Annotated in this window: 22 protein-coding genes and 1 pseudogene; 13 read left to right on the top strand and 10 right to left on the bottom strand. The window is 68.6% G+C overall.

Features of this window, described 5'->3' with window-relative positions; translation table 11 throughout:
• Positions 1-45 precede the first annotated feature (45 nt).
• On the bottom strand, positions 46-834 hold the full coding sequence (locus AC07NC_RS13455) for a hypothetical protein (protein WP_494569861.1): 789 nt from the start codon (positions 832-834) through the stop codon (positions 46-48).
• A 130-nt stretch (positions 835-964) separates the two neighbouring features.
• On the opposite strand from AC07NC_RS13455, the gene AC07NC_RS13450 reads away from it, so the two are divergent.
• Both AC07NC_RS13450 and AC07NC_RS13445 read left to right on the top strand, forming a co-directional pair.
• The gene (locus AC07NC_RS13450) at positions 965-2,215 is read left to right on the top strand and encodes a multidrug effflux MFS transporter (protein ID WP_494569860.1); all 1,251 of its coding nucleotides are present in this window, start codon (positions 965-967) and stop codon (positions 2,213-2,215) included.
• 84 nt (positions 2,216-2,299) lie between these two features.
• Positions 2,300-4,255, top strand: a complete 1,956-nt coding sequence (locus AC07NC_RS13445) for a M1 family metallopeptidase (protein ID WP_494569859.1) — start codon at positions 2,300-2,302, stop codon at positions 4,253-4,255.
• Positions 4,256-4,434: 179 nt separating this feature from the next.
• Here the strand turns inward: AC07NC_RS13445 and AC07NC_RS13440 are convergent, their stop codons facing one another.
• Entirely contained in the window at positions 4,435-4,866 is a 432-nt protein-coding gene (locus AC07NC_RS13440) for a DUF488 domain-containing protein (protein ID WP_494569858.1), read from the bottom strand.
• Between the two features lie 115 nt (positions 4,867-4,981).
• Between AC07NC_RS13440 and AC07NC_RS13435 the strand changes: the two genes are divergently transcribed.
• The 3 genes and pseudogenes from AC07NC_RS13435 (at position 4,982) to AC07NC_RS13425 (ending at position 8,330) form a co-directional block, all read left to right on the top strand.
• Positions 4,982-5,959: a complex I NDUFA9 subunit family protein gene (locus tag AC07NC_RS13435; RefSeq protein WP_494569857.1), complete on the top strand. Its 978-nt coding sequence runs from the start codon at positions 4,982-4,984 to the stop codon at positions 5,957-5,959.
• A gap of 118 nt (positions 5,960-6,077) precedes the next feature.
• Positions 6,078-7,961: pseudogene (gene recQ / locus AC07NC_RS13430) on the top strand (DNA helicase RecQ); the annotation flags it as partial.
• A 72-nt stretch (positions 7,962-8,033) separates the two neighbouring features.
• Entirely contained in the window at positions 8,034-8,330 is a 297-nt protein-coding gene (locus AC07NC_RS13425) for an endonuclease domain-containing protein (protein WP_426025900.1), read from the top strand.
• Positions 8,331-8,488: 158 nt separating this feature from the next.
• On the opposite strand, the gene AC07NC_RS13420 is transcribed toward AC07NC_RS13425, so the two are convergent.
• From AC07NC_RS13420 to mutM, 4 genes are read right to left on the bottom strand one after another with little or no spacing between them, the layout of a single operon-like run.
• The gene (locus AC07NC_RS13420) at positions 8,489-9,391 is read right to left on the bottom strand and encodes an alpha/beta fold hydrolase (RefSeq protein WP_494569856.1); all 903 of its coding nucleotides are present in this window, start codon (positions 9,389-9,391) and stop codon (positions 8,489-8,491) included.
• Positions 9,392-9,444: 53 nt separating this feature from the next.
• On the bottom strand, positions 9,445-10,230 hold the full coding sequence (locus AC07NC_RS13415; protein WP_494569855.1) for an enoyl-CoA hydratase: 786 nt from the start codon (positions 10,228-10,230) through the stop codon (positions 9,445-9,447).
• Between the two features lie 47 nt (positions 10,231-10,277).
• Entirely contained in the window at positions 10,278-10,721 is a 444-nt protein-coding gene (locus tag AC07NC_RS13410; protein ID WP_008260728.1) for a hypothetical protein, read from the bottom strand.
• A 19-nt stretch (positions 10,722-10,740) separates the two neighbouring features.
• On the bottom strand, positions 10,741-11,604 hold the full coding sequence (mutM, locus tag AC07NC_RS13405; RefSeq protein WP_494569854.1) for a bifunctional DNA-formamidopyrimidine glycosylase/DNA-(apurinic or apyrimidinic site) lyase: 864 nt from the start codon (positions 11,602-11,604) through the stop codon (positions 10,741-10,743).
• 139 nt (positions 11,605-11,743) lie between these two features.
• Between mutM and AC07NC_RS13400 the strand changes: the two genes are divergently transcribed.
• Together AC07NC_RS13400 and AC07NC_RS13395 are read left to right on the top strand one after the other, a co-directional pair.
• Complete coding sequence (locus AC07NC_RS13400; protein ID WP_154726061.1) at positions 11,744-12,526, top strand: phosphatase PAP2 family protein; 783 nt, start codon at positions 11,744-11,746, stop codon at positions 12,524-12,526.
• 77 nt (positions 12,527-12,603) lie between these two features.
• Complete coding sequence (locus tag AC07NC_RS13395; RefSeq protein WP_494569853.1) at positions 12,604-14,670, top strand: OPT family oligopeptide transporter; 2,067 nt, start codon at positions 12,604-12,606, stop codon at positions 14,668-14,670.
• 177 nt (positions 14,671-14,847) lie between these two features.
• Here the strand turns inward: AC07NC_RS13395 and ubiG are convergent, their stop codons facing one another.
• On the bottom strand, positions 14,848-15,666 hold the full coding sequence (gene ubiG, locus AC07NC_RS13390; protein ID WP_292098374.1) for a bifunctional 2-polyprenyl-6-hydroxyphenol methylase/3-demethylubiquinol 3-O-methyltransferase UbiG: 819 nt from the start codon (positions 15,664-15,666) through the stop codon (positions 14,848-14,850).
• A 56-nt stretch (positions 15,667-15,722) separates the two neighbouring features.
• Here ubiG and AC07NC_RS13385 point away from each other — a divergent pair, with 56 nt between their 5' ends.
• From AC07NC_RS13385 to AC07NC_RS13360, 6 genes are all read left to right on the top strand, one after another.
• Positions 15,723-17,012: an aspartate kinase gene (locus tag AC07NC_RS13385; RefSeq protein ID WP_494569852.1), complete on the top strand. Its 1,290-nt coding sequence runs from the start codon at positions 15,723-15,725 to the stop codon at positions 17,010-17,012.
• Between the two features lie 70 nt (positions 17,013-17,082).
• The gene (gene ptsP / locus AC07NC_RS13380) at positions 17,083-19,341 is read left to right on the top strand and encodes a phosphoenolpyruvate--protein phosphotransferase (RefSeq protein ID WP_369732953.1); all 2,259 of its coding nucleotides are present in this window, start codon (positions 17,083-17,085) and stop codon (positions 19,339-19,341) included.
• A gap of 184 nt (positions 19,342-19,525) precedes the next feature.
• Complete coding sequence (locus tag AC07NC_RS13375; RefSeq protein WP_492072280.1) at positions 19,526-20,611, top strand: helix-turn-helix domain-containing protein; 1,086 nt, start codon at positions 19,526-19,528, stop codon at positions 20,609-20,611.
• A 46-nt stretch (positions 20,612-20,657) separates the two neighbouring features.
• Positions 20,658-21,797, top strand: a complete 1,140-nt coding sequence (gene ispG / locus AC07NC_RS13370; protein WP_494569851.1) for a flavodoxin-dependent (E)-4-hydroxy-3-methylbut-2-enyl-diphosphate synthase — start codon at positions 20,658-20,660, stop codon at positions 21,795-21,797.
• A 171-nt stretch (positions 21,798-21,968) separates the two neighbouring features.
• A complete protein-coding gene (locus tag AC07NC_RS13365) occupies positions 21,969-22,409 on the top strand; it encodes a PEGA domain-containing protein (protein ID WP_494569897.1) in 441 nt (146 codons plus the stop codon).
• Entirely contained in the window at positions 22,409-22,939 is a 531-nt protein-coding gene (locus AC07NC_RS13360; protein ID WP_492072278.1) for a hypothetical protein, read from the top strand. The genes AC07NC_RS13365 and AC07NC_RS13360 overlap by 1 nt, the downstream gene beginning before the upstream one ends.
• A 57-nt stretch (positions 22,940-22,996) precedes the next feature.
• Here the strand turns inward: AC07NC_RS13360 and AC07NC_RS13355 are convergent, their stop codons facing one another.
• The 3 genes from AC07NC_RS13355 to AC07NC_RS13345 are packed head-to-tail and all read right to left on the bottom strand — an operon-like array spanning position 22,997 to position 24,973.
• Positions 22,997-23,773 carry a sulfite exporter TauE/SafE family protein gene (locus AC07NC_RS13355; RefSeq protein ID WP_494569850.1) on the bottom strand — a complete coding sequence of 259 codons (777 nt, stop codon included), beginning with the start codon at positions 23,771-23,773 and terminating at the stop codon, positions 22,997-22,999.
• Between the two features lie 33 nt (positions 23,774-23,806).
• The gene (locus AC07NC_RS13350; RefSeq protein ID WP_154726055.1) at positions 23,807-24,247 is read right to left on the bottom strand and encodes an RrF2 family transcriptional regulator; all 441 of its coding nucleotides are present in this window, start codon (positions 24,245-24,247) and stop codon (positions 23,807-23,809) included.
• A 60-nt stretch (positions 24,248-24,307) separates the two neighbouring features.
• Entirely contained in the window at positions 24,308-24,973 is a 666-nt protein-coding gene (locus AC07NC_RS13345; protein ID WP_494569849.1) for a response regulator, read from the bottom strand.
• Positions 24,974-24,985 lie beyond the last annotated feature (12 nt).

The raw sequence follows: 24,985 nt of genomic DNA, 5'->3' as shown, positions 1-24,985 counted from the left end.
GCGTTGCGGCTTCAATCTCGATTTCGCTGCGTTGCGAAATTCGGGTCAGTTTTCTGTTTCTGGAGGGAGATAGATCGCATACGTCAGCACAAGGGCATCGTCGCGGACGTCGAAAAACAGACTCGCGCTCCCGCCTGACGGACAGCAGTTGCCATCCTCGGCTCGCCACAGGCTTGTGTCGGCCTTCAGCAGACCTGATGGATTGTAACTGAAGGCCAAGCCTTTATTGATCCAGAGATTGGCAGGAAGTGGAGCGGGGGCGGCGCCGATCCAGCTTCCGGTCTGAATCGGAACCAGCGGGTGCGGGCCGTTCGTCCATCGAAACAGCGCATCGGCGTTGTAATTTCCGGTGCCCTGCATGAACCCTGCAATCGCGATGATGGGGTCCCTGCCATCGCCATCGCCATCGCCCTTCCAGAACACGACGGGCGCCTCGTAGGTGTCCGCCTCGGCCGCCCAGAAGATCGGGATCAGCGACGCATTCGACTCCACGAAGAGTGTGAAGCCAGCGGATGCGGCGTACTCGTCGGCGTCTCCATCCTGAATTTGCCAGTAGATGCGCGGCCTTCCCGGCGCACTCAGATAGCCACCTTTGAAGGTTTCGCAGTTCACCAGAAGGCGGGGAATACAACGCTTCGCCAACTCCTCCATAGCAAAGGCCGGTTCGGTGATCGCGTGGCCCCAGCCGGCCGGTCGGTCGCGCCAGACTCCTTTTGGATCAGCAAATCTCTCTGGCATTTGGATCTGGGGTGATCCCCATACCGGAGGGGGCTCTGACGAAATGGCGAGCAGAATGACCGGCAAGGTCAGAAGGGCTGGGAGTGCGTGTTTCATTTGGCGGTGCTCCACCGATCAGACTGCATTCGCCGCGGTTCTGTGTCGACCCACTCGATTTCGCTGCATTGCAGCAATTTATGACAGGGCGACGGTTGCGGATCGGGGCGTGACAGCGCATCTGGCCCAAATGTCTTCTTCCCCCGCGTCAGCCCCCGCCAAGAAGGAGCTCGGCTTCGTCGAGTTCGTCTGCCTGATCGCCCTGATGATGGCGCTGAACGCCCTGGCCATCGACTCCATGCTGCCGGCCCTGCCGCACATCGGCGCCGACCTGAACGTGGCGACCGACAACGACCGCCAGTGGGTGGTGACCGCCTATCTGCTCGGTTTCGGCGGGGCCCAGTTGTTCTACGGCCCGCTGGCGGACCGGTTCGGGCGCAAGCCTGTCCTGCTGTTCGGCGTCGGCGTCTATGTGGTGTTCAGCCTGCTGGCGACCCTGGCGCCCACCTTCGACATGCTGATCCTGGCGCGGATCGGCCAGGGCCTGGGCAGCGCCTGCACCCGCGTGCTGGCCGTCTCCATCGTGCGCGACCGCTACGAAGGCCGCACCATGGCCCGGGTCATGTCCTTCAGCTTCCTGGTCTTCCTGGGCGTGCCCATCCTGGCCCCGTCGATCGGCCAGATGATCATGCTGGTCGGGCCGTGGCGCTGGATCTTCGCGGGTCTGGGCCTGATCGGCGTGGGCCTGATCGTCTGGGCGTCGCTTCGTCTGCCCGAGACGCTGAAGCCCGAGGATCGGCTGCCGATCCGGGTGAAGCGCCTGACCTCGGCCTACAGGACCGCCCTGACCGACCGCACCGCCGTCGGCTACACCCTGGCCATGACGGCCATCACCGGGGCGCTGTTCGGCTTCATCAACTCGTCGCAGCAGATCTTCTCCGACGTCTTCGACGCCGAGGCGGCCTTCCCGGCCGTCTTCGCCCTGATCGCCGGCGGCATCGCCGTGGCCTCGATCGTCAATGCGCGGCTGGTGGTCCGGCTCGGATCGCGCAAGATCTCGCACACGGCCCTGATCGGCTTCACCGCCATTTCGGCCATCCACGCCGCCGTGGCGATCAGCGGGCATGAATCGATCTGGACCTTCGCCGTGCTGCAGACCCTGACCATGTTCTGCTTCGGCCTGATCGCCGGCAACTTCGGCACCATGGCCATGGAGACCATGGGCCATATCGCCGGCACCGCCGCCTCGATCCAGGGCTTCGTCTCCACCATCTTCGGCTCCCTGCTGGGTTTTGCGGTGGGTCAACAGTTCAACGGCACCACCGTGCCCATGGTGCTGGGCTTCACCGTCTTCGGCCTGATCGCCCTGGCCTGGGTCCTGTTCGCCGAGCGCGGCCGGCTGTTCCGGTCGCATCACGCGCCCGGCGCGACGGCGCACTGAGGCTTTACCGACCGCAGGCTTGATCTTTTCGACGTTTCCGCGCGTTCTCCGGACAACCCCTCTGGTCAGCCCCGGAAAGCCTCGATGAAGCGCAAAGCCTTCGGTCTCGTCTCCGCCCTCGCCCTTGCTTCGGTTCTCGGCCTCGGCGCCTGTTCCACCCCGACCGGAGGAACCGCGTCGATGACGCCGCCCGCCATCGCCCCCGCGCCCGGCCCCGACGCGGTCGACAGCCACACCTACGCCCGGCCCGAGATCGCCCGCGTCGTCGACGTCGCCCTGGACCTGACCGCCGACTTCAACGCCAAGACCCTGTCGGGGACGGCGACCCTGGACATCCTGGCCGCCCCCGGCGCCAATGAGGTGATCCTGGACATCCGCAACCTGGACATCCAGGACGTTCGCGACGCCTCCGGGCAACCGCTGCGCTATGTCGTCGGCGACAATGACGCCATCAAGGGCCAGCCCCTGACCGTCTATTTCCCGGCCTTCGCCGCCAATGAGCGGCGCAAGATCACCGTCCGCTATTCGACCCGTCCCGACGCGGCGGCCCTGCAATGGCTGAGCCCGACCCAGACGGCGGGCGGCCAGAAACCCTATCTGTTCAGCCAGGGCCAGGCCATTCTGACCCGCACCTGGGTTCCGACCCAGGACAGCCCCGGCATCCGCCAGACCTATTCGGCCCGCATCACCGCACCGGCCGACCTGACCGTGGTCATGAGCGCCGACCAGCTGACGCCCAAGGGCGAAGCCGCCGCAAATGGCATGAAGTCCTGGCGCTTCCGGATGGACAATCCGATCCCGCCCTATCTGATCGCCATCGGGGTCGGCGACATCGCCTTCGCGCCCTTCGATGAGCGGACCGGGGTCTGGACCGAGCCCAGCCGCCTGCGCGCCGCCGCCGCCGAACTGGAGCCGACCGCCGAAATGGTGGACGCGGCCGAGAAGCTGTACGGCCCCTATCGGTGGGGCCGCTACGACCTGCTGGTCCTGCCGCCCAGCTTCCCGTTCGGCGGGATGGAAAACCCCAAACTGACCTTCGCCACCCCGACCATCATCGCCGGCGACCAGTCGCTGGTCTCGTTGGTGGCGCATGAACTGGCCCACTCCTGGTCCGGCAATCTGGTCACCAACGCCACCTGGAACGACTTCTGGCTGAACGAGGGCTTCACCACCTATTTCGAGAACCGGATCATGGAGTCGATCTACGGCCATGACCGGGCGGTGCAGGAACAGGTGCTGAGCTGGGACGGGCTGCAGGACGAGCTGAAATCCCTGCCCGCCGCCGACACCCGGCTGCATCTGGACCTGACCGGCCGCGACCCCGACGACGGCATGAACACCATCGCCTATGACAAGGGTTCGGCCTTCCTGCGCACCATCGAGCGGATCGCGGGGCGCGATAAGTTCGACGCCTGGCTGCGCGGCTATTTCGACCGCAACGCCTATCGGCCGATGACCACGGCCATGTTCCTGGAGGACATCCGGACCCATCTGGTGAGGGGCGACGCGGCTCTGGAATCCGAACTGCAGCTGGACGCCTGGGTCTATCAGCCCGGCCTGCCGTCCAACGCCGTGGTCCCGGTCTCGAACGCCTTCACCCCGGTCGATGCGGCCGCCGTGGCCTTCTTCAAGGACAAGGGACCGGCCTCCGCCATTCCGTGGGCGGAGTGGAACACCCAGCAGCGCCAGCGTTTCCTGGGCTGGCGCCCAGAGGGCCTGGCCGCCAACGCCGACTGGCTGACCGCCGCCCAGCTGGCGGATCTGGAGCGCACCCTGAACCTGGCGAACGAAGGCAACAGCGAACTGACCTTCGCCTGGCTGCAGATCGCCCTGGCCCACCGCTATCAGCCTGCGGTCGCCACGGCGGAGAAATTCCTGACCAGCCAGGGCCGGCGCAAGTTCGTCCTGCCCCTGTTCCAGACCCTGTGGAACGAGGGCGACTGGGGCCGCCCCATCGCCCGCCGCATCTACGCCGAGGCCCGGCCGCTGTACCATCCCGTGACCAGCGGTTCGGTCGACCAACTGGTCGGCCGGCCGTAACGCAAAAGACCCTCTCCCGCTTGCGGGAGAGGTAGCCCGGCGTTCGCGAAGCGAACCAGGGTCGGAGAGGGGAGTCTGATTTCAGAAGAAAAACTCCCCCCATCGTCAGGCGTGTCGCTTCGCGCCACGACCTGACACTTCCCCCGCAAGCGGGGGAAGGTGGGCCTCGCCCCCCGCCCCTAAAGGTTGACCACGCTCGCGCCGGCCTCATCCGACAGCCGCTCCGCCAGGACGGCGCGGTGGCAGCCGGCGTGGTCGGCCTCGAAGCACAGCAGGGCCACGCGCTTCTCGCCCGCCAGCGCCTTCAGCCGCTCATATTCCATCTGGGCCTGGGGCTCGGCCAGATGGTCGGCGAAGATGGCGCGCATTTCGGCGACATGACCCTTGCGGGCCGCATCCCGCCCCGCCTTGGGCGTGCCCAGGCCGCGCAGGTGGAGATAGTCGATCCCCTCGGCCTTCAGGCTCTCGCCCAGAATCGTCTTGGAAAACCCGGCGCGGCGCGAGGCGGCGACGGCGCGGACATCGATCAGAAGATCGACCCCGGCCGCCTTCAGCCGGTCGATCACCTGGGCCTGGGTCGCGCCCTCGTAGCCGATTGTGAAGACTTTCATGGGTCGCAGATAGGGGCGGCGGCCACGATCGCCAGCTTGACAGTCCAACGCCGCGTTGCGGTGCGGCGCCCTATCGTTTATCCCGCCGACACGGATTTCGACTGGAGCTTTCCCCATGGCTGACCTCGCCCCCGGCGTCGTGACCCTCTTCGGAGGATCCGGCTTCATCGGATCGCAGGCGGTGCGCGCCCTGGCCCGTCGCGGCTGGCGCATCCGCGTTGCGGTGCGCAACCCGGTTCTGGCCATCGAGGTCCAGCCCCTGGGCGATCCGGGCCAGATCCAGTTCATGCGCTGCGACGTGACCAATGCCGAGGATGTGGCGGCGGCGGTGCGCGGCTCGCACGCCGTGGTCAATCTGGTCGGCGTCCTGCACGACGGCGGCGGCAAGCGCGGCTTCAAGAGCGCCCATGTCGAGGCCGCCAGGAATATCGCCCAGGCGTCCAAGGCCGCCGGGGTGGAGCGCGTCGTCCAGATCTCGGCCATCGGCGCCGACTCCAACAGCCGCTCCGCCTACGCCCGCACCAAGGGTGAGGCCGAGAACGAAATTCGCGCCGTCTATCCGGACGCCGTCATCCTGCGCCCGTCCCTGGTGTTCGGCGCCAGCGACGGCTTCCTGAACCGGTTCGCCGCCATGGCGACCATGGCCCCCGCCCTGCCGCTGATCGGCGGCGGCAAGACCCGGTTCCAGCCGGTCTATGTCGGCGACGTGGCCGAGGCCGTCGCCCGCGCCGTGATCCGCGGCGACGCGGCCGGCCGCACCTTCGAACTGGGCGGTCCGGACGTCTTCAGCTTCCGCGAAGTGCTGGAGCTGGTGTGCCGCGAGACCGGCCGCAATCGGCCGCTTCTGCCCATCCCCTTCCCCGTCGCCCGCCTGATGGGTTCGGTGTTCCAGACCGTCGCCCTTCTGGGCCTGACCCCGCCCCTGACCCGCGATCAGGTCGTCATGCTTCAGTCCGACAACATCGTCTCGCCGGACGCCGCCGGCCTGACCGACCTGGGCATGGTTCATCCGACCAGCATGGGCTCCATCGCCCCCTCCTATCTGTGGCGCTATCGCGACGGCGGCCAGTTCGCCGTCTCGCCCGCCCACTGACGCCCCCTTCGCCGGCCTGACGCCCGGCCGTGAAAACGGCCCATTCTAACTTAAGACCCGGCCGTGAAAACGGCCGGGCGATCTTCGCACGGCGGAACAAATAGTGCACAACCTTCGGATGCCCGCCACGCAAACCCAGTTCCGCCCCGACCAGGACCCGACGCTGGACGACGCCCGGTCCCTGCTGTCGCGCGTCTGGGGCCATGGGGATTTTCGCGGCCTGCAAAGCCAGGTGGTGGCCGAGATCCTGGCCGGGCGCGACGCCTTGGCCGTGCTGCCGACCGGCGGCGGCAAGAGCGTCTGCTATCAGATCCCGGCCATCCTCCGCCCCGGCCTGGGCCTCGTGGTCTCGCCCCTGATCGCCCTGATGACCGACCAGGTCGAGGCCCTGAAGCAGCAGGGCGTCGCCGCCGCCCGGCTGGATTCCGGCGTCTCGCTGGACGAGCGGTCGGCGATCTGGGCCGCGGCCCGGTCCGGCGATCTGGACCTGCTGTATGTCTCGCCCGAAGGCCTGGCGGCGGGGGCCATGATGGACCGGCTGGCCGAACTGCCCCTGAGCCTGATCGCCATCGACGAGGCCCACTGCGTCAGCCAGTGGGGGCACGATTTCCGTCCCGACTATCGCAACCTGGGTCTGCTGGCCGAGCGGTTCCCGAACGTCCCGCGCATCGCCGTCACCGCCACCGCCGACGCCCGCACCCGCGACGACATCCTGCGCTCGCTGCGGCTGGAACAGGCCAAGGTCTTCGTCGACAGCTTCGCCCGCCCCAACCTGCAGCTGTCGGCCGAGCGCAAGGAGAGCGCCTCGCGCGCCAAGACCGACGCCCGGGTCATCGAACTGGTGCGTGAGCGGCGCGGCAAGCCGGGCGTGGTCTATTGCGGCAGCCGCGACGGCTGCGACCGCGTGGCCCAGGCCCTGCGCGACGCCGGGACCAACGCCATCGCCTATCACGCGGGCATGGACAACAAGGAGCGGGACCGCCGGCTGGAGCGTTTCCTGGCCGAGGACGGGGCCGTCATGGTGGCCACCATCGCCTTCGGCATGGGGGTGGACAAGGCCGACGTCCGTTTCGTCATCCACGCCGATCCGCCGGGGTCGCTAGAGGCCTATTGGCAGGAGATCGGCCGGGGCGGCCGCGACGGCGAACCGGCCGAGGGCATCACCCTGTACGGCCCCTCCGACATCGCCTGGACCCTGCGCCGGCTGGACAGCCGCCCGATGGCCGAGGAGGTCAAACAGGTTCAGGTGCGCAAGGCCCGCCAGTTGTTCGCCATGCTGGACGGCGCCGTCTGCCGCGCCCAGGCCGTGCGCCGCTATTTCGGCGAGACCGACGCGGAGCCTTGCGGCGTCTGCGACATCTGCGGCGACCCGCCGCTTCTCTATGACGCCACCGTCCCCGCGCAAAAGGCCCTGGCGGCGGTCCAGCGTCTGGGCGGCCGGTTCGGCCGGGGCCGGATCGTCGACCACCTGACCGGCCGGACCAAGGCGGTCCAGCCGTGGGAGCAGCAGCTGTCCACCTGGGGCATAGGCGCCGACATCTCGCCCAACGGCTGGCGCGACATCGTCGATCACCTGTTGTTCGAGGGCCTGCTGGTCGAGGATCCGAACGACGGCAAGCCCCTGGTCGGTCTGGGCGACGGCGAGGCGGTACGCGCCGTCTACAAGGCCGAACGCAAGATCGAGGTGCGCCGCGTGCCCGCCGGCTACGACGCCGGCACGCGCTCGGGCAATCCGCGCAATCGCCGCGACCGCACCGGCGAGGGCCGCAACGCCGCGCTCGAGACCATGGACGCCGACGTCCGCGCCCGGTTCGAGGCCCTGCGGGCCTGGCGCCGCGACCGCGCCTCGGAACAGCACGTCCCGCCCTATGTCATCTTCCAGGACAAGACCCTGCTGGAAATCGCCCACGCCGAGCCCGGCGACCTCGCCGCCCTCGCCGCCCTGCCCGGCGTCGGCCAGTCGAAGCTGGACCGCTACGGCAAGGGGGTGCTGGAGACGTTGGCGAAAGGCTTGGAGCCCGAAGACGGTCGTCCCTCGGACATCATCGACCGGGCGCGCGATTTGCGCCGAGAGATGAGTTTGCCCGAGGTCCAGCTATGGCAGGCGCTGCGGGGCGAGAAATTGGGCGGGCTGAAGTTCCGCCGCCAGCATCCGATCGCCCCCTATGTGCTCGACTTTTATTGCGCCGGCGCGCGACTGGCGGTCGAGATCGACGGAGAAAGTCATGAAGGGCGAGGCGCTCAAGACGCCCGGCGCGACGCCTTCTTGCTGGATCAGGGCATACGCACCCTGCGGATTCCGGCCCGCGACGTCCTTAACGACCTGACCGCCGTCACCGACCATATCCATCGCGAGGCCCGCAGCCGCTAAGACCCTCTCCCGCTTGCGGGAGAGGTGGCCCGGCGTTCGCGCAGCGAACCAGGGTCGGAGAGGGAAGTGTCGCTCAAAGGGAGACTTCCCCCATCGTCAGGCGTGTCGCTTCGCGCCACGACCTGCCACTTCCCCCGCAAGCGGGGGAAGGTCTGCACCTATCCCATGAACCGTTCCACCGCCGCCTGAAAGCGTGCGGGCTGGTCGATCATGACCTGGTGGTCGGCGCCCTCGATGCGGACGAATTGTGCGGGCCGGCGCAGGGTGGAGAAGCCGTAGCGGTACAGGCCCTCCAGCCGGTTGCGCGGGTTGTTCGTGTCCCGCGTCCAGCCATAGACCACCGTGACCGGAGCGGTGACGTCGCGCAGCCGTTGGCGCAGATCGACCGTCAGGGCTTCGTACAGGCCCTGGGCCAGCACCCGCCGGTCGCCGCCCTGCAGCCCCAAGCCGTCGAACACCATATCGCCCGCCAGGCCCAGATCGCCGCCCAGGGCCGAGACCTGGCCCTTCAGCGCCTGGTCCCCGAACAGCATCAGGGCCTGATAACCCAGCCGCGCCAGGGGCTCGACCTCGCGGGCGGTGACGCGGGAATCGACCAGGGCCGGAAAGAAGGGGGCGGAATCGACCACCATCACCCGGCCGATCCGGTCCCGCATGTCCGCCGCGACCCGCAGCGCGATCTGGCCGCCCAGCGAATGGCCGATCAGGGCGGGGCGCGAAAGCCGCTGTTCGCGAATATAGCGTTCGATCTCCAGAGCGGCGGGCGCGGCCAGGGCGCCGCCGGCGTTGGCGCCGATATCCGTCTGGCCGAAGCCCCGGATGGTGACCAGATGGACCCGATACCGGCCCTCCAGCTTGTCCGCCGTCGACCGCCAGGCCGCCCCGGTTGAGCCCAGGCCCGGAATAAAGACGATATCCGGCCCCGCGCCCCGCGTCTCGACGATGATCCGGTCGGAACGGAAGGCGGGGGCGAGAGACGCCGATACTGGCGCCCGGGCGACGGCGGCGCCAGGCAGGACGACGAACAGGATCGCGAAAAGCGGAGCAAGAAGACGGCGCATGACCCGCACCTAACGCACGATCACGGCGATCGGTTGACGGCCGCGACCGTGAGTCATCGCCCCTTGAAGTCCGGCTTGCGCTTGTCGACGAAGGCGGACATGCCCTCCTTCTGGTCCTCGAAGGCGAAGAGAGAGTGGAACAGGCGGCGCTCGAACCGCACGCCCTCGGTCAGGGTCGTCTCAAGGGCGACGTTGACCAGTTCCTTGTTCATCATCACCGCCAGCGGGCTCTGGGCCGCGATCTTGGCGGCGGCGGCGCGGGCTTCGTCCAGCAGTGCGTCGGCGGCGACCACCCGGCTGACCAGGCCGGCGCGTTCGGCCTCGGCGGCGTCCATCATCCGGGCGGTCAGGATCATGTCCATGGCCTTGGACTTGCCGACCAGACGCGTCAGCCGCTGCGAGCCGCCGATGCCGGGCGCCACGCCCAGATTGATCTCGGGCTGGCCGAACTTCGCCGTCTCGGACGCGATGATGAAATCGCACAACATCGCCAGTTCGCAGCCGCCGCCCAGGGCGTAGCCCGACACGGCCGCGATGATCGGCTTGCGGAAGCGCATGATCCGGTCATGGCCCAGGGCGAAGAAATTGCCCTTGAACATGTCGGCGTAGGACTGATCCGCCATCTCCTTGATGTCGGCCCCGGCGGCGAAGGCCTTGGCCGAGCCGGTCAGGATCAGGCAGCGCACGCTGTCGTCGGTCTCGACCGCATCCAGGAAGGCCGCCAGTTCGCCGAACAGGGTCGAGTTCAGGGCGTTCAGCGCCTCCGGCCGGTTCAGGGTCACGACGGCGTAGCCGTCGGCGCAGCGTTCGATCAGCAGGGTGGAATAGGCGTCGGCCATGGGCGGTCTCCTTTGAGCGCGGTCATACAGTGACGCAGGCGGGCTTGCTACCGGCGCGGCGTCAAGGCCAGCGTCAGGCCGGCGCGCACCAGTTCGGCGACGACCGCCATGCCGAGCAGCAGATTGGCGGCGATCACCTGGCCGCGCGCGCCCGACAGATCCAGCGTCCAGCCGAAGACGGATGAAAGCGCCAGGACCAGGGCCGAGAGCAGGATCAAGCCGACCAGCAGCATCAGGGCGACATGCCCCGCCTTCAGCGCCGCCTGAAGCGTCGGCCCGTCGTCCAGCGCACGGGTGCGCCGTCGAAGCAGACGGGCGATCAGCCCGGTGGCGGCCCCTTCTGCGACGACGGCGACGATCAGGGCGGCGAGAAACCACCAGATCAGTCCCCCGAGATCGCCGGAGCGCAGACCTTGAGCGAAATGAAGGAAATAGGCGCCCCAGACCAGGACGCCGACCACCAGACTGATCCACAGATGGATTTTGCGCATGGTGCGAACCTCCTCGGGACTACGTCTTCTGGCAGGACGGGCAGTAGAAGGTCGAGCGACCACCCTGGACGATGCGCGCCACGACGCCGGAGCAGCCTTCGCCCTGACAGGCTTGACCCTCGCGGCCATAGACGTCGAACCGGTGCTGGAAATAGCCCTGGCCGCCCTCGGCGTTGGCGAAATCCTTCAGGGTCGATCCGCCCGCGGCGATGGCGTCGTTCAGCACGTCGCGGACGACGGCGGCCAGCCGCTCCAGCCGCGCCTTCGAGACCGATCCGGCCGCGACCAGGGGCGAGATGCGGGCGCGATAAAGCGCCTCGCAGACATAGATGTTGCCCAGTCCGGCGACGATCCGCTGGTCCAGCAGCGAGACCTTGATGTTCTGTGTCTTGCCGGCGAAGGCCTCGACCAGGTGCGCGCCGGAGAAACCATTGCCCAGGGGCTCGGGGCCCAGGCCGGCGAACCACGGGTGGACCTCGACCTGGTCGGTCGGGATCAGGCCCATGAAGCCGAACCGGCGCGCGTCGGCGTAGCCGATGCGGGTCGCGACGCCGTCGCGCACGGCGCAGCCGCTGAAATGCTCGTGCTTGCCGGCGATGGGCGCCGCCTCCTCGAACTCGCCCAGCTGGGTTCCGTCCAGGGTGAAACGGCCGGTCATGCCCAGATGGGTGATCCAGGTCTCGCCGCTAGACAAAGGCATCAACAGATATTTGGCCCGTCGGTCGATCCGTTGGACCGTCGCCCCCACCAGCCGCTCGACGAACCGGTCGGGAAAGGGAAAACGCAGATCGGGCCGGTTGATCCTGACCCGGGACAGGCGCGCGCCCGCCAGTACGGGCGTCAGGCCGCGTCGGACGGTTTCGACCTCGGGGAGTTCTGGCATGGGTCGGTCCTAGCCCCTCGGTGATCGCGGGCCAAGCGGATCGTCCGCCCCCGCTGCGATCTTCAGAAAACCTTGTTCGAACCGACGTTCAGCCGACACCCTGGTCTGTCATCCGTTTTAGGCGCACTCCGGGGGGAACGTGTCTCAATCGATCATCATCCGCCGGCCCGGCGTCCGCGTCTCGAACCTGATTCGTTCGGTCGGTCTGACGCGCGACGACGCCGCGATCCTGGCGGCGGCGGCCGTTTTGGCGGTCAGCGTCTATTTCCTGGCCTTTCCCGGCGTCGATATTGCGGTCAGCCGCCTGTTCTACCGGCCCGAAGCCGGCTTCTTCCTGGCCGACAATCCCCTGCTGAAGGCGTTGCGCAAAAGCTCCTCCCTCGTTCTGGCCCTTATGCTTCTGGGCGTGATCGGCCGACTGGCGTGGCGCGCCCTGCGTCGCCGGCCTCTCGGCGCCGCCGCGCGCCGCGCGGTCTTCGTCCTGGCCGCCCTCGCGGTCGGGCCGGGCCTGGTGGTCAATCTGGTGCTGAAGGGGCTGTGGGGCCGCGCCCGTCCGGTTCAGATCGACCAGTTCGGCGGCGACGCGGCCTTTACCCCCGTCTGGATGGTCAGCGACGCCTGCCAGTCCAACTGCTCCTTCGTCTCGGGCGAGGGCTCCAGCGCGGCCTGGATGGTCGGGGTCCTGCTGGTAGTGACGCCGGCGAAATGGCGGCCGGTCGTCCTGCCCCTCGCCGTCGTCTACGCCTTCGCCCTGTCGATGAACCGGCTCGCCTTCGGGGGGCATTTCCTGTCGGACATCCTGCTGTCCTGGGCCCTGACCGCCCTGGTCATGACGGGGGTGTATCGGGTGACGGTGGCCTCGCCCGGCCTGGTTCGTCGGGCGCGGCGGCGGTTCCGAGGGCTGCAGCCCCTCCCCGCCTGAGCGTTGTCTGGGCGTGACCGGTTGCCGCAGGCGGCGTTATGGGCTTACGTCCGCGTCGAACGTGGGAACCGATCTCGATGACTGACGCCGCCGCTGCGCCCCAAAGCCCTGCCCAAAAGGGCCGGCTTGAACTGACCCTTCGCGCCCTTGTGCTGGGCTGCCTGCTGGCGGTGATCTTCACCGCCGCCAACACCTATCTGGGCCTGCTGGTCGGCCTGACCTTCGCCTCTGCCATTCCGGCGGCGGTCATATCGATGGCGGTGCTGCGCGCCTTCCGCACCTCGACCATCTGGGAGAACATGACCGTCCAGACCGTGGCCTCGGTCGGCGGGGCCATGAGTTCGATCATCTTCGTCCTGCCCGGCCTGGTGATGATCGGCTGGTGGCTGGAGTTTCCCTTCTGGCAGTCGGTGGCCATCTGCATCCTGGGCGGCGTGCTGGGGGTGACCTTCTCCATCCCGCTGCGCCGCGCCCTGGTGACCAACGGCGGCCTGCCCTACCCCGAGGGCGTCGCCGCCGCCGAGGTGCTGAAGGTCGGCTCGCGCGGCGCCGAACAGACCGAGAGCGCGGTGCGCGAGAACAAGTCCGGTCTGTGGATCGTCGTCGCCGGCGCTGTCGTCTCGGCCGGCTACGCCCTGCTGGTCGCGGGTCGCGTCTTCGCCGGCGAGGCGGCGAAATTCTTCAAGCTGCCGGCCGCCCTGGGCGGCGGCGCCACCGGCATGGGTTTCGGCATGCAGTTCGCGCTTCTGGGCGCCGGCCACCTGATCGGTCTGACCGTGGGCCTGGCCCAGCTGTTCGGTCTGATTTTGGCCTGGGCCATCGCCGTGCCGATCCTGACCAGCCCCGACACCGTGGCCTGGCTGACGGCGCACGGGATCCCCTCCATCGCCTCCACCCTGCCCGCCGGCGCGCCGGCCGAGGAGCTGGCGGCGACCGTCTGGAGCCGTGAAGTCCGCTTCATGGGCGCCGGCGTCATCGGCGTCGCCGCCATCTGGACCCTGGTCAAGCTGGCCGGCCCGCTGATCGGCGGCCTGACCTCCGCCCTGGCCGCCAACGCCAAACGCGCCCACGGCGAGGTGCTGGAACGCACCGAACAGGACCTGCCCATCAAGCTGGTCGGCGCGATTTCGGTCGCCTGCCTGGTCGGCATCGCCGGCCTGCTGGCCTGGTTCGCCCAGAGCGCCCCCGCCCTGGCGGGATCGACCCCGCTGCTGGTCATCGGCGGCCTGGTCTATGTCGTCCTGATCGGTTTCGCCGTCGCCGCCATCTGCGGCTATATGGCCGGCCTGATCGGCTCGTCGAACAGCCCGGTCTCGGGCGTCGGCATCCTGGCGGTCGTGATCGCCTCGCTGCTGATGCTGGGCGTCATGGCCATCGCGGGCGTGCCGGCCGATCCGTCGATCATCGCCTTCGCCCTGATCGTCACCGCCGTGGTCTTCGCCGTCGCCGTCATCGCCAATGACAATCTTCAGGACCTGAAGACCGGCCAACTGATCGAGGCCACGCCCTGGCGCCAGCAGGTCGCCCTGATCGTCGGCGTCGGCGCCGGCGCCATCGTCATTCCCCTGATCCTGAACCTGCTGAACCAGGCCTTCGGCTTCGAGGGCGGGCCGCCCGCCATCGTCGAGGGCGCCAAGACCCTGGCGGCGCCCCAGGCCACCCTGATCTCGGCCCTGGCGCGCGGCGTCATCGGCGGCGATCTGCGCTGGGACCTGATCGGCTTGGGCGCGGTGATCGGCGTGATCATCATCGTGCTGGACGCCGTCGTGTCCAGGGCCACCAAGGGCAAGGTGAAACTGCCGCCGCTCGCCGTCGGCATCGGCTTCTATCTGCCCGCCGCCGTCACGACCATGCTGGTCATCGGCGCCGTCTGCGGCTGGATCTACGACAAGGCGGTCTCCAGCACCCGTTACGCCGACGTGGCGCGCCGCATGGGGGTGCTGCTGGCCTCGGGCCTGATCGTCGGCGAGAGCCTGTTCGGCGTCTTCACCGCCGGGGTGATCGTGGCCACGCGCGACGACGCGCCGTTCGCCATGCTGCCCGAGGGTTCGGCCTGGCCGGCCATGCTGGCGGGGATCATCGGCTTCGCCGTCGCGGTGTTCGCCCTCTACGCCTGGACGCGGAGCCGCGCCAAGGCGGTGTGACACAACACCTCTCCCTCCCCCTGCGGGGGAGGGGGGCGGAGGCGTAGCCGGAGCCGGGTGGGAGCGGCAGGGCGACACATCGCAGACCTGACTTGATTCAGATCGGTGCGCCCCCGCCTGGCCGCCCCCACCCCGTCGCTGCGCGACGCCCCTCCCCCGCAGGGGGAGGGAGAACCGCTAGGCCGCCCGCGTCGCCACCATCATATAGTTGATGCCCGCATCGTCGCTCTGGCTCCAGCGGTCGGTCAGAGGATCGTAGTTCAGGCCGTAAGGCCCCTCGACCGCCACAGCCTCGGCCGCCAGCATCGCCCGGATCTCGTCGGGCTTCAGGAACTGTCGCCAGTCGTGCGTGCCCGCCGGCACCCAGCGCAGGATGTACTCCGCCGCCACCTTGCCCAGGGCCAGGGACTTCAGCGTGCGGTTCAGGGTGGCGACCATCATCACCCCGCCCGGCCGGACCAGGCGCGAACAGGCGCGGACGAAGCCCTCAGGGTCGGCGACATGCTCGATCACCTCCATGGTCAGGACCACGTCGAACGGCCCCGCCCCCTCGGCCTCGATCTGTTCAACCGTCGCGGCGCGATAGGCGATGTCCAGCCCGACCATCTCGGCGTGGGCCCGCGCCGTGCCGATATTCTCGGACGAGGCGTCGATGGCGGTTACGGCAAAGCCCATCCGCCGCATCGGTTCGGCGATCAGCCCGCCGCCGCAGCCGACGTCCAGAAGCGTCAGCCCCTCGAACGGGCGACGCGCCTTCGAATCCCGCCCCAGACGGGTACAAAGCTGCTCGCGGATCAGCGCCAGACGGGCCGGATTGAACCGGTGCAGGGGCGCGAACGGCCCGTGCGCATCCCACCATTCGGCCGCCTGGGCCGAGAAGCGGGCCACGTCGGCCGGGTCGATCGATGCGCCAAATGCGCCTTCGGACGAATTTTGCGGAAAACCATGCCCTTCGCGGGGTAGGCGAGACGGTGCGGCGTCGCTAGAAGCGGTCATGGCGCGAGGGATGAACCTTCGCGCCCTTTCACGCAAGCAGGGGGCGGAACGCCACGATGACGCGGCCCGATTCTTCACGATCCGACACCACGCGACTGGTGATGAAGTTCGGCGGCACCTCGATGGGCGACCTCGAACGGATTCGGCGCGCGGCGCGAATCGTCGCCGCCGAGGCCGCGTCCGGCAAGAAGGTCGCCGTCGTCGTCTCCGCCATGGCCGGCAAGACCAACGAACTGGTCGCCTGGACCGACGGCGCCGGCCCGGCCGCGGCGGGCCTGCCGCTCAGCGACGACGAATATGACGTGGTGGTCGCCTCGGGCGAACAGGTGACGGCCGGGCTTCTGGCTCTGACCCTGCGCAACATGGGGCTGAACGCCCGCTCGTGGATGGGCTGGCAGGTGCCGATCATCACCGACGACGCCCACGCCCGCGCCCGCATCATCGACATCCCCGGCGAGAAACTGGGCGCCGCCCTCGACGCGGGCGAGATCGCCATCGTCCCCGGCTTCCAGGGCGTCACCCCCGACGGCAAGATCACCACCCTGGGCCGCGGCGGGTCCGACACCTCGGCCGTGGCCGTGGCCGCCGCCCTGTCCTGCCCCTGCGACATCTATACCGACGTGGACGGGGTCTATACGACCGACCCGCGCATCGAGAGCCGCGCGCGCCGCCTGGCTAAGGTCTCCTATGAGGAGATGCTGGAAATGGCCTCATTGGGGGCCAAGGTGCTGCAGACCCGCTCGGTCGAGCTCGCCATGGCCAAACAGGTGCCGGTGCGCGTCCTGTCCAGCTTCATCGAACCGGACGCGTCCGGCCAAATGCCCGACAAGGGCGGAACCCTGATCTGCGACGAGGAGGAGATCTTGGAAAAGCGCATCGTGTCCGGTGTGACCATGAGCCGTGACGAGGCCCGCATCACCCTGCTGGGCCTGTCCGACCGTGTGGACGCCCCCGCCGACGTCTTCACCCGCCTGGCCGAGGCCAACGTCAATGTGGACATGATCGTCCAGAGCCAGTCGCGCACCGCCGGGGCGGTCAACCTGACCTTCACGACCGGCCGTCGCGACGCCGTCCGCGCCGCCGACCTGATGAAGGCCGCCCAGGCCGAGATCGGCATCGAGGAAATCCGGGTCGACGAGGATGTCGCCAAGGTGTCCGTCGTCGGGGTCGGCATGCGCAGCCACGCCGGTGTGGCCCAGACCATGTTCAAGGCCCTGGCCGACAAGGGCGTCAAGTTCCAGGCCATCTCGACCTCGGAAATCAAGATCAGCGTCCTGATCGACGCGGCGTACGCCGAACTGGCCGTGCGCGCATTGCATTCGGCTTACGGGCTGGACGCGATATAGGATGATTTGAACAGGCGCCTCGGCGCCGGAGCGCGGGAGCGCGGGAGCCATAATGCCGGCAGGCGGCGCGATGACCAGAGGACCTCGGATCCTCCTGCGCCAGATCCGCGAGGCTCTGGGCGGGGCCGGCGCGGGCGCGACCCCGGCGCAGGACCGTCTGAACATGGTGGTGCGGATCATCGCCCGATCCATGGTCGCCGAGGTCTGCTCCATCTATCTGCGCCGCGCCTCGGGCGAGCTGGAGCTGTTCGCCACCGAGGGCCTGAACCCCGACGCCGTCCACAACACCCGCCTGCGCCCCGGCGAAGGCCTGGTGGGCGAGGTGGCCCGGATGGCCCAGCCGATCAGCCTGTCGGACGCCCCGTCGCACCCGTCCTTCTCGTATCGGCCGGAAACGGGCGAAGACCCCTATCACGCCTTCCTCGGCGCCCCCCTGCTGCGCGGCGGCCGCGCCATCGGCGTCCTGGTCGTCCAGAACCGCACCGAGCGGCGCTATGACGAGGAGGAGGTCGAGGACATCCAGACCATCGCCATGGTCCTGTCCGAGACGGTGTCCTCCGGCGAACTGCTGGAACAGGACGAGCTGCGCGACGTCGAACTGGCGCCCCACCGGCCCGAACGGCTGAAGGGCCAGAAGTTCGGCGACGGTCTGGCGGTCGGCCGGGTCGTCCTGCACGAAGCGCCACTGCCGCCCGAGAAACTGCTGTCCGAAGACCCGGCGATGGAGGAGGCTCGGCTGAAGCTGGCCCTGGCCTCGCTCAAGACCGGCCTGGACGCCATGCTGGACAAGGGTCAGGGCCTGGCCGGACCCTCGTTCGAGGTGCTGGAGACCTATCGGATGTTCGCCGACGACCGGGGCTGGAACCGGTCGCTGGAAGAGGCGGTCCGCAACGGCCTGACCGCCGAGGCGGCGGTGGACCGGGTCCGGAACGAGCACCGCGCCCGCTTCGCCCAGGCGCGCGACCCCTATATCCGCGAACGGCTGCACGATTTCGAGGACCTGGCCAACCGGCTGCTGCGGGTGCTGGCGGGCGACAAGCCAGGCGAGCGCGAACTGCCGGACGACGCCATTCTCGTGGCGCGCAACCTGGGTCCGGCGGACCTGCTGGAATATCCGCGCGACAAGCTGAAGGGCCTGTTGCTGGAAGAAGGCTCGGCCGCCAGCCACGCCGCCATCGTCGCCCGCGCGCTGCAGATCCCGTGCGTCGGCCGCCTGATGGGCCTGCGCGACCGACTGTCGGAAGGCGACGTCGTCATCGCCGACGGCGAGACCGGCGAGGCCTATCTGCGGCCCCGCCCCGATATGATCGAGGCGGTCCAGTCGCGTATGGCCGTACGCGACCAGCGCCAGGCTCAGTTCGCCCAGTTGCGCGACACCCCCGCCGTGACCCTGGACGGCCAGCGCATCACCCTGCTGACCAACGCCGGCCTGGCGGTGGACCTGGAGAATCTGAACGAGACGGGGGCGGAGGGCATCGGCCTGTTCCGCACCGAATTCCAGTTCATGGTCTCGGACGAGCTGCCCCGGCTGAACGCCCAGACGGCCCTGTACAAGCTGGTGCTGGACGCCGCCGGCGACCGGCCCGTCACCTTCCGCACCCTGGACATCGGCGGCGACAAGGTCCTGCCCTATCTGGAGGCCGAGCGGGAGGAGAACCCCGCCCTGGGCCGCCGCGCCATACGCCTGGGCCTGGACCGGCCGTCTTTGTTACGGATGCAACTTCGGGCCCTGCTGACGGCGGCGGCGGGTCGAGAGCTGCGCGTCATGTTCCCGATGATCGCCACGGTGGACGAGTTCCGCGCCGCGCGCGAACTGGTCGACGTCGAATGCGCCTGGGCCAAGCGGCGCGGCCGCGCCCTGCCCGCCCTGCTGCGCGTCGGGGCCATGGTCGAATGCCCGTCGCTGCTGTGGCACCTCGACGCGCTTCTGCCCCTGACCGACTTCGTCTCGATCGGCACCAACGACCTGTTCCAGTACATGTACGCCGCCGACCGGACCAATCCCCTGGTCTCGGACCGCTACGATCCCCTGTCGCCGCCCACCCTGCGCGCCCTGCAGACGATCCAGAAGGCCTGCGCCGACACCGGCACCCCGGTCTCGATCTGCGGCGAACTGGCGGGCCGGCCGCTGGAGGCCTTCGCCCTGATCACCCTGGGCTTCACCCGCCTGTCAGCCCCGGCCGGCGGCGTCGGCCCCGTCAAGCGGATGATCCTGTCCGCGGACCTGACGGCGGCGCGCCGGGGCCTGAACAATCTGCTGAATCTCTCGACCGGCTCGGTGCGCAACGAGATCGAATCCCTGGCGCGGAAGTTGAACATCGCCGTCTGAGAGTCTTCGCGCGCGTTCCGTTTTGGGAATCGCCGTTGATGGGGCGGGCATTATGGTTTATCCACAGGACGCATCAGGACTGCCTCCGGGGGGAGGCGAGTCCAGTCACGAAGACATGCTACCGGACGGGTCCGTTTCGAGTACGGAGCGGCTTCAAGCCGTTCCGAGTGTGGGGTCAGGCGTCATGGCGCTGGATGCGGGGCAAGCCCCCGACGAGTTCAAGGCTCATCCTGATTGGAAGGACATTGCGCCCTCCATCGCAGAGTCCGTGACTCTGGGCGACGGCCTGCGCCGGGCGCGCGAGTCGTCCGGCAAGTCCCTGGCGGATCTGTCCGCCGAAACCAAGGTCCATTCGCGGTTCCTGACCGCTCTGGAGCAGAACGACTGGTCCTCCCTGCCCTCTCGGGTTTTCGCCATCGGCTATGTGCGTGGCTATGCGGCCGCCCTGGGCCTCGACGAGCAATTGGCCGTCGAACGGTTCAAGCGCGACAGCCCCGACACCTCGGCTCCGTTGAAGGCGCCCATCGGCATCGCCTTTGAGGATGTGAAACGCTATTCGCCGCGCATCATCGCGGTCGTCGCCGTGGCCGCCCTGGCCATCGTCGGATGGAATGTCTTCCAGCGCATCAATCTGATGAAGGCGCCGCGCGCCTCCGACATCGCCGCCGTGCCCGAGAGCTGGACCCTGGGGGACGTGCCCGGTCAGAACGGTCTGATCGACCTCAGCGCGCCCCGCGCCGCACCGCTGGACCAGACCACGCCGGCCCTCTACATCACGCCCGGCCTGGAGGCCGAGCTGACCGGGATCGATCCCAATGATCCTGCGGTGCTGGCGGCGACGGCGGCGGCCAACAACGCCCCCGTGCAAAAGGCCTTCAACCCACGCGGCGCCGTCTATGGCGCCCCCGCCACCGCCTCCCAGGTGGTGATCCAGGCCAAGAAGGCCGGCGCCCTGGTCGTTCGGCTGGGGGACGGTCAGGCCCTGTTCGCCCGCCAGATGGCCGCCGGCGAGGCCTGGCGCGCGCCGATGGGCGTCAGCGCCACCATCGATGTATCGGATCCGGCGGCCTTTGACGTCTATCTGAACGGCGAACATGGCGGCATCCTGCCGGCTGTCCTGACGCCCCTGGCCCAGTTGAACAGCCGCGCAGAACAGGCCGCCCGCCAAGTGGCGGAGGACCAGGCCCGCCGCGTGGCGCAGGCTCAGGCCGTGCGGGCGGCCCAACAAGCGGCTCAACCCGCCCCTCCCCCCGTCGCGGCGACAAACTGATCGTCGCCCCCGTGGCCCTGACGCCGTCTTCGGCCTATATGAGCCCGTGATGAGCGACCATACCCACGTCCGACCCTGGCGCCATATCGAGCGCCGCAAGAGCCGCCAGATCCGCGTAGGCTCCGTCCTCGTGGGCGGCGACGCCCCGATCAGCGTTCAGTCGATGACCAATACGCCGACGTCCGACGCGGCGGCGACGATCGACCAGATCCGCCAGTTGGAAGAGGCCGGCGCCGACATCGTCCGCGTCTCCTGCCCCGACGTGGAATCGACAGAGGCGTTCAAGGTCATCGCCCGCGAGGCCAGGGTCCCCTTGGTCGCCGACATTCATTTCCACTACAAGCGCGGCATCGAGGCGGCCCAGGCGGGCGCCGCCTGCCTGCGGATCAATCCGGGCAATATCGGCAGTCCCGACCGCGTCCGCGACGTGATCCAGGCCGCCAAGGACCACGGCTGTTCGATGCGGATCGGCGTCAACGCCGGCTCGCTGGAAAAGGAGCTGCTGGAAAAATACGGCGAGCCCTGCCCCGACGCCATGGTCGAGAGCGCCCTGAACCACGCCCGCATCCTGCAGGACCACGACTTCCACGAGTTCAAGATCTCGGTGAAGGCGTCCGACCCCTTCCTGACCGTCGCCGCCTATCAGCAGTTGGCCGAGGCCATCGACTGCCCCCTGCACCTGGGCGTGACCGAGGCCGGGCCGCTGCGCACCGGCACCATCAAGTCGGCCATCGGCATGGGCTCGATGCTGTGGGCCGGCATCGGCGACACCATCCGCGTCTCCCTGGCCGCCGATCCGGTCGAGGAGATCAAGGTCGGCTTCGACATCCTGAAGTCGCTGGGCCTGCGCCATCGGGGCGTCAACATCATCGCCTGTCCGTCGTGCGCGCGTCAGGGCTTCAACGTCATCGAGACGGTGACGCTGCTGGAAGAGAAATTGGCCCATATCTCGACGCCGATGAGCCTGTCGGTCATCGGCTGCGTCGTGAACGGCCCGGGCGAGGCCCTCTATACCGACATCGGTTTCACCGGCGGCGGCAAGGGGGCGGGCATGATCTATCTGAACGGCAAGATCGCCCACAAACAGGCCAACGACGGCATGATCGACCATATCGTCGACCTGGTCGAGCAGAAGGCCGCCGAACTGGACGCGGCCCGGGCGGCGGAGCTTCAGGCGGCGGAATAGACCCGCCCCTCGAGGTTGCACAAGGTTTGATGAAATTCACGCCTGAGTGATTGACCGATCGTGTCGAAAGTGCAACCTCTGCCGTTGGTTCGCCTGGGGAGGCTGAACCTTAATCCACTGAGGGGCCTTATGATTTCCAAAAATTCCGCACGTTTCGGCGTGCGCTTGCTCATGCTTGCCGGCGTGGCGATGTCGCTGCCCGCCTGCGCCACCGTGACGCGTGGCTCCAGTCAGCAATTCTCCGTCCAGAGCACCCCGCCCGGCGCCCAGGTCAGCACGTCGAACGGCTTCGAATGCCAGGCGACGCCCTGCACCTTCCGCATGCCGCGCAAGGACGCCTTCCGCATCACCGTGTCCAAGGACGGCTACGTCGCCCAGACCCATGACATCACCAGCAGCGTCTCCGGCGCGGGCGGTACGGCCATGGCCGGCAACATCCTGATCGGCGGCATCATCGGTGGGGCGATCGACGCCACCTCCGGCGCCATGAATGATCTGAAGCCCAATCCGCTGATCGTGACCCTGCGCACCCCGGCCGAAGAAGCGGCCGCAGCCCAGGCCCCCGTCGCGACGCCGCCCGCCGCGGCCGCAGCCGCAGCCGGAGGCGAATAATGATCCGTCGTCTCGCCGCCGCCGCCGCTCTGGGCGCCCTGATGGGCGTCGCGGCCTGCGCCAGCCCGTCCAACCCCGCGCTCATGACCTTGCCGGCGACATCGGGCCTCACGGCGGCGCCCGGCGATCTCGGCTATCGGTCGGTGACGACAGTCACGGTTTCCGGCGGCCAGAACACCAATCCGATGTGGACCTCCGAGGTTTCGAATGCGGACTTCAAGACCGCGCTGGAAGGCTCCTTAGCGGCCGCCGGCTATATGGGGACCGAAGGTCAGCCCATGACGATCTCCGCATCCTTGATCGACCTGAAACAGCCGATGGCCGGCTTTGACATGTCTGTGACCAGCCAGGTTCGCTATACCGTGATGCGAGCCGACCGTTCCGTCTTCGACGAAACGGTGGCGGCGACCGGCACAGCGACCATGGGTCAGGCCTTCATGGGCGTGGAACGTCTGCGGATGGCCAACGAAGCCTCGATCCGCGAAAACATCAAGGAATTCCTGACCCGCTTCCGCGCCCGCGCGCGCTGATCGGATCAAAGGACGACCACGGCGACGGCGGGTCCCGACCCGCCGTCGTCTTTCGTCTCAGATCACCCTGAACAGCCGCAGGGCCTGATAGCCGGCGGACAGCAACACAACGGCCCCGACGCCATAGGTCAGGATCCGACGGGGCGCGATCCGCGCGATCACCCCGGCGAAGGGCGCGGCGATCAGACCGCCCAGGATGAGGCCCAGGATGGAGGCGGCGTGGGTGGCGACGCCCTTGGCCTCCGCCCAGTGACCGGTCAGCAGGGCGGCCAGGAAGGTCGCCGAAATGGCCGAGGTGACGAAGAACTCCGCCGTATTGGTGGTGCCGATCGCGGCGCGCGGATCGCCCCCCGACCCCACCAGGGTCGTCGTGACCGTCGGCCCCCAGCCGCCGCCGCCGATGGCGTCGAAGAACCCGCCGACGACGCCCAGCGGTCCCGCGAACCTGACCGGGAAGATCCGCGCGCGAGTCTGGCGGGTCGCGCGCCAGATGATCACGCCCCCCATGATCGCCAGGTAGGCGGTGATCCAGGGCTTGACCAGGTCGCCGTCGATGCTGGTCAGGACAAAGGCGCCCAGGCAGCCGCCCACCACCCCGCCCATGGCCAGGGGCACGAACAGTTTCCAGTTTACATTCTTGTTGACCGTGTGAGATCCGGCCGACGCCGCCGTGGTGAAGACCTCTGCGGCATGGACGCTGGCCGAAGCTGTCGCAGGGGGCACGCCGAACGACAGCAGGACCGTCGAGGAGATGACGCCGTAAGCCATGCCCAGGGCCCCATCGACGGACTGGGCCAGGAAACCGACGAGGAGAAAGACGAGGAAATCTTGCATGGCCGCCCCTGAAAATCCGCCCGACGGTGCGTGTTATTTTCCTACTGGGTCAATAGGAGAAGGATTCGACGCGGCTTGCAGAAGGCTTCGCGCCTCGAACACCGCGGCGACGGCGTCGCGCCCATCCTGCAGGACCGGCTGCAACGGGCAGGTCTCGACGTCCGGACAGGTCTCGCAAGGCCCGTGGGCGGTGCGCGACGCGCAGGGCGCCAGGGCCAGGGGGCCTTCCAGCGCCCGGATCACATCGGCGAAACTGATGGTCCCGGCCGGCGCCGCCAGGGCGTAGCCTCCGGTCCGCCCCCGCTTGGACACCAGCAGATTCTGACGACGCAGATCCAGAAGTATGGCTTCTAGGAATTTGCGCGGCGCCGTGGCGGCCTCGGCGATCTCGCCGATGGTGGCGGGGCCGCCGCCCGGCAGGCCGGCCAGATGGATCATGGCGCGCAGGGCGTAGCGGGACCGGTTCGACAGCATGGTCCGTGATCGCGCGACCGCGCGCCGGACGCAAGACGCCGTTCGCCGTCCGGCCCGACCTCATCCCGGCCGGGCCAGCCGGGCCGCCGCCGCCAGGATTTGCGGACCGGTATAGGGTTTCAGCACCAGGGCCTCGGCGAGGGGGGCGTAACGGGTTGCGGCCTCAGCGTCGCCGGAAATGAAGATCACCCGAATATCCCAGCGCCGCGTCAGAACCTCGGCCAATTCGCCCCCGGTCGTGGCGCCGGACAGATTGATGTCCAGCAGCGCGCCGTCGATGGCGTGCAGGGCGGCCGCAGCCTCGGCCGCCGCCGCGCTGTGGAACGGGCCCACCACCCTGTGCCCGGCCTCGGTCAACAGCTCGGTTAGGTCGGCGGCCACCTCGGCGTCATCCTCGACCACCAGAAGGGTCAGGGGCTCCAGATCGCCCCCCACGACGCCGATCTCGGCCGGCCGGGGCGCGGCCCCTTCAGCGGAACCGGATGTCTGGGCCACGATGACCCGACGCAGATCGCGCCAGACCTCGACCGCCGGTCGGTCGCTATCCAGGCCATAGAGGCCCGCCATGGTCTTCAGGTCGCGCGCATCGTCCGGCGACAGACGGCCGCCCGCCGCGGTGAGACGCGCGTCATACAGGCGGCACAGCCGTTCCACGCTGTCGGCGCCGTCCGGAGTCGCGTCGGCGGCCTGGGCGACAGGCTTCGACGGCGGCGGGCGATCGAACATGACGTCCTCCTC

This window comes from Brevundimonas sp. GW821-FHT10A07 (assembly GCF_059415785.1).
Note: the sequence above shows the minus strand (reverse complement) of the source record. Positions and strands in the feature narration are given on the sequence as shown.

Bases quoted from the DNA above. Each gene is read 5' to 3' on its own strand.
- AC07NC_RS13455 (WP_494569861.1), bottom strand. From the start codon at position 834: ATGAAACACGCACTCCCAGCCCTTCTGACCTTGCCGGTCATTCTGCTC.
- AC07NC_RS13450 (WP_494569860.1), top strand. From the start codon at position 965: ATGTCTTCTTCCCCCGCGTCAGCCCCCGCCAAGAAGGAGCTCGGCTTC.
- AC07NC_RS13445 (WP_494569859.1), top strand. From the start codon at position 2,300: ATGAAGCGCAAAGCCTTCGGTCTCGTCTCCGCCCTCGCCCTTGCTTCG.
- AC07NC_RS13440 (WP_494569858.1), bottom strand. From the start codon at position 4,866: ATGAAAGTCTTCACAATCGGCTACGAGGGCGCGACCCAGGCCCAGGTG.
- AC07NC_RS13435 (WP_494569857.1), top strand. From the start codon at position 4,982: ATGGCTGACCTCGCCCCCGGCGTCGTGACCCTCTTCGGAGGATCCGGC.
- AC07NC_RS13425 (WP_426025900.1), top strand. From the start codon at position 8,034: ATGAGTTTGCCCGAGGTCCAGCTATGGCAGGCGCTGCGGGGCGAGAAA.
- AC07NC_RS13420 (WP_494569856.1), bottom strand. From the start codon at position 9,391: ATGCGCCGTCTTCTTGCTCCGCTTTTCGCGATCCTGTTCGTCGTCCTG.
- AC07NC_RS13415 (WP_494569855.1), bottom strand. From the start codon at position 10,230: ATGGCCGACGCCTATTCCACCCTGCTGATCGAACGCTGCGCCGACGGC.
- AC07NC_RS13410 (WP_008260728.1), bottom strand. From the start codon at position 10,721: ATGCGCAAAATCCATCTGTGGATCAGTCTGGTGGTCGGCGTCCTGGTC.
- mutM (WP_494569854.1), bottom strand. From the start codon at position 11,604: ATGCCAGAACTCCCCGAGGTCGAAACCGTCCGACGCGGCCTGACGCCC.
- AC07NC_RS13395 (WP_494569853.1), top strand. From the start codon at position 12,604: ATGACTGACGCCGCCGCTGCGCCCCAAAGCCCTGCCCAAAAGGGCCGG.
- ubiG (WP_292098374.1), bottom strand. From the start codon at position 15,666: ATGACCGCTTCTAGCGACGCCGCACCGTCTCGCCTACCCCGCGAAGGG.
- AC07NC_RS13385 (WP_494569852.1), top strand. From the start codon at position 15,723: ATGACGCGGCCCGATTCTTCACGATCCGACACCACGCGACTGGTGATG.
- ptsP (WP_369732953.1), top strand. From the start codon at position 17,083: ATGACCAGAGGACCTCGGATCCTCCTGCGCCAGATCCGCGAGGCTCTG.
- AC07NC_RS13375 (WP_492072280.1), top strand. From the start codon at position 19,526: ATGGCGCTGGATGCGGGGCAAGCCCCCGACGAGTTCAAGGCTCATCCT.
- AC07NC_RS13365 (WP_494569897.1), top strand. From the start codon at position 21,969: ATGCTTGCCGGCGTGGCGATGTCGCTGCCCGCCTGCGCCACCGTGACG.
- AC07NC_RS13360 (WP_492072278.1), top strand. From the start codon at position 22,409: ATGATCCGTCGTCTCGCCGCCGCCGCCGCTCTGGGCGCCCTGATGGGC.
- AC07NC_RS13355 (WP_494569850.1), bottom strand. From the start codon at position 23,773: ATGCAAGATTTCCTCGTCTTTCTCCTCGTCGGTTTCCTGGCCCAGTCC.
- AC07NC_RS13350 (WP_154726055.1), bottom strand. From the start codon at position 24,247: ATGCTGTCGAACCGGTCCCGCTACGCCCTGCGCGCCATGATCCATCTG.
- AC07NC_RS13345 (WP_494569849.1), bottom strand. From the start codon at position 24,973: ATGTTCGATCGCCCGCCGCCGTCGAAGCCTGTCGCCCAGGCCGCCGAC.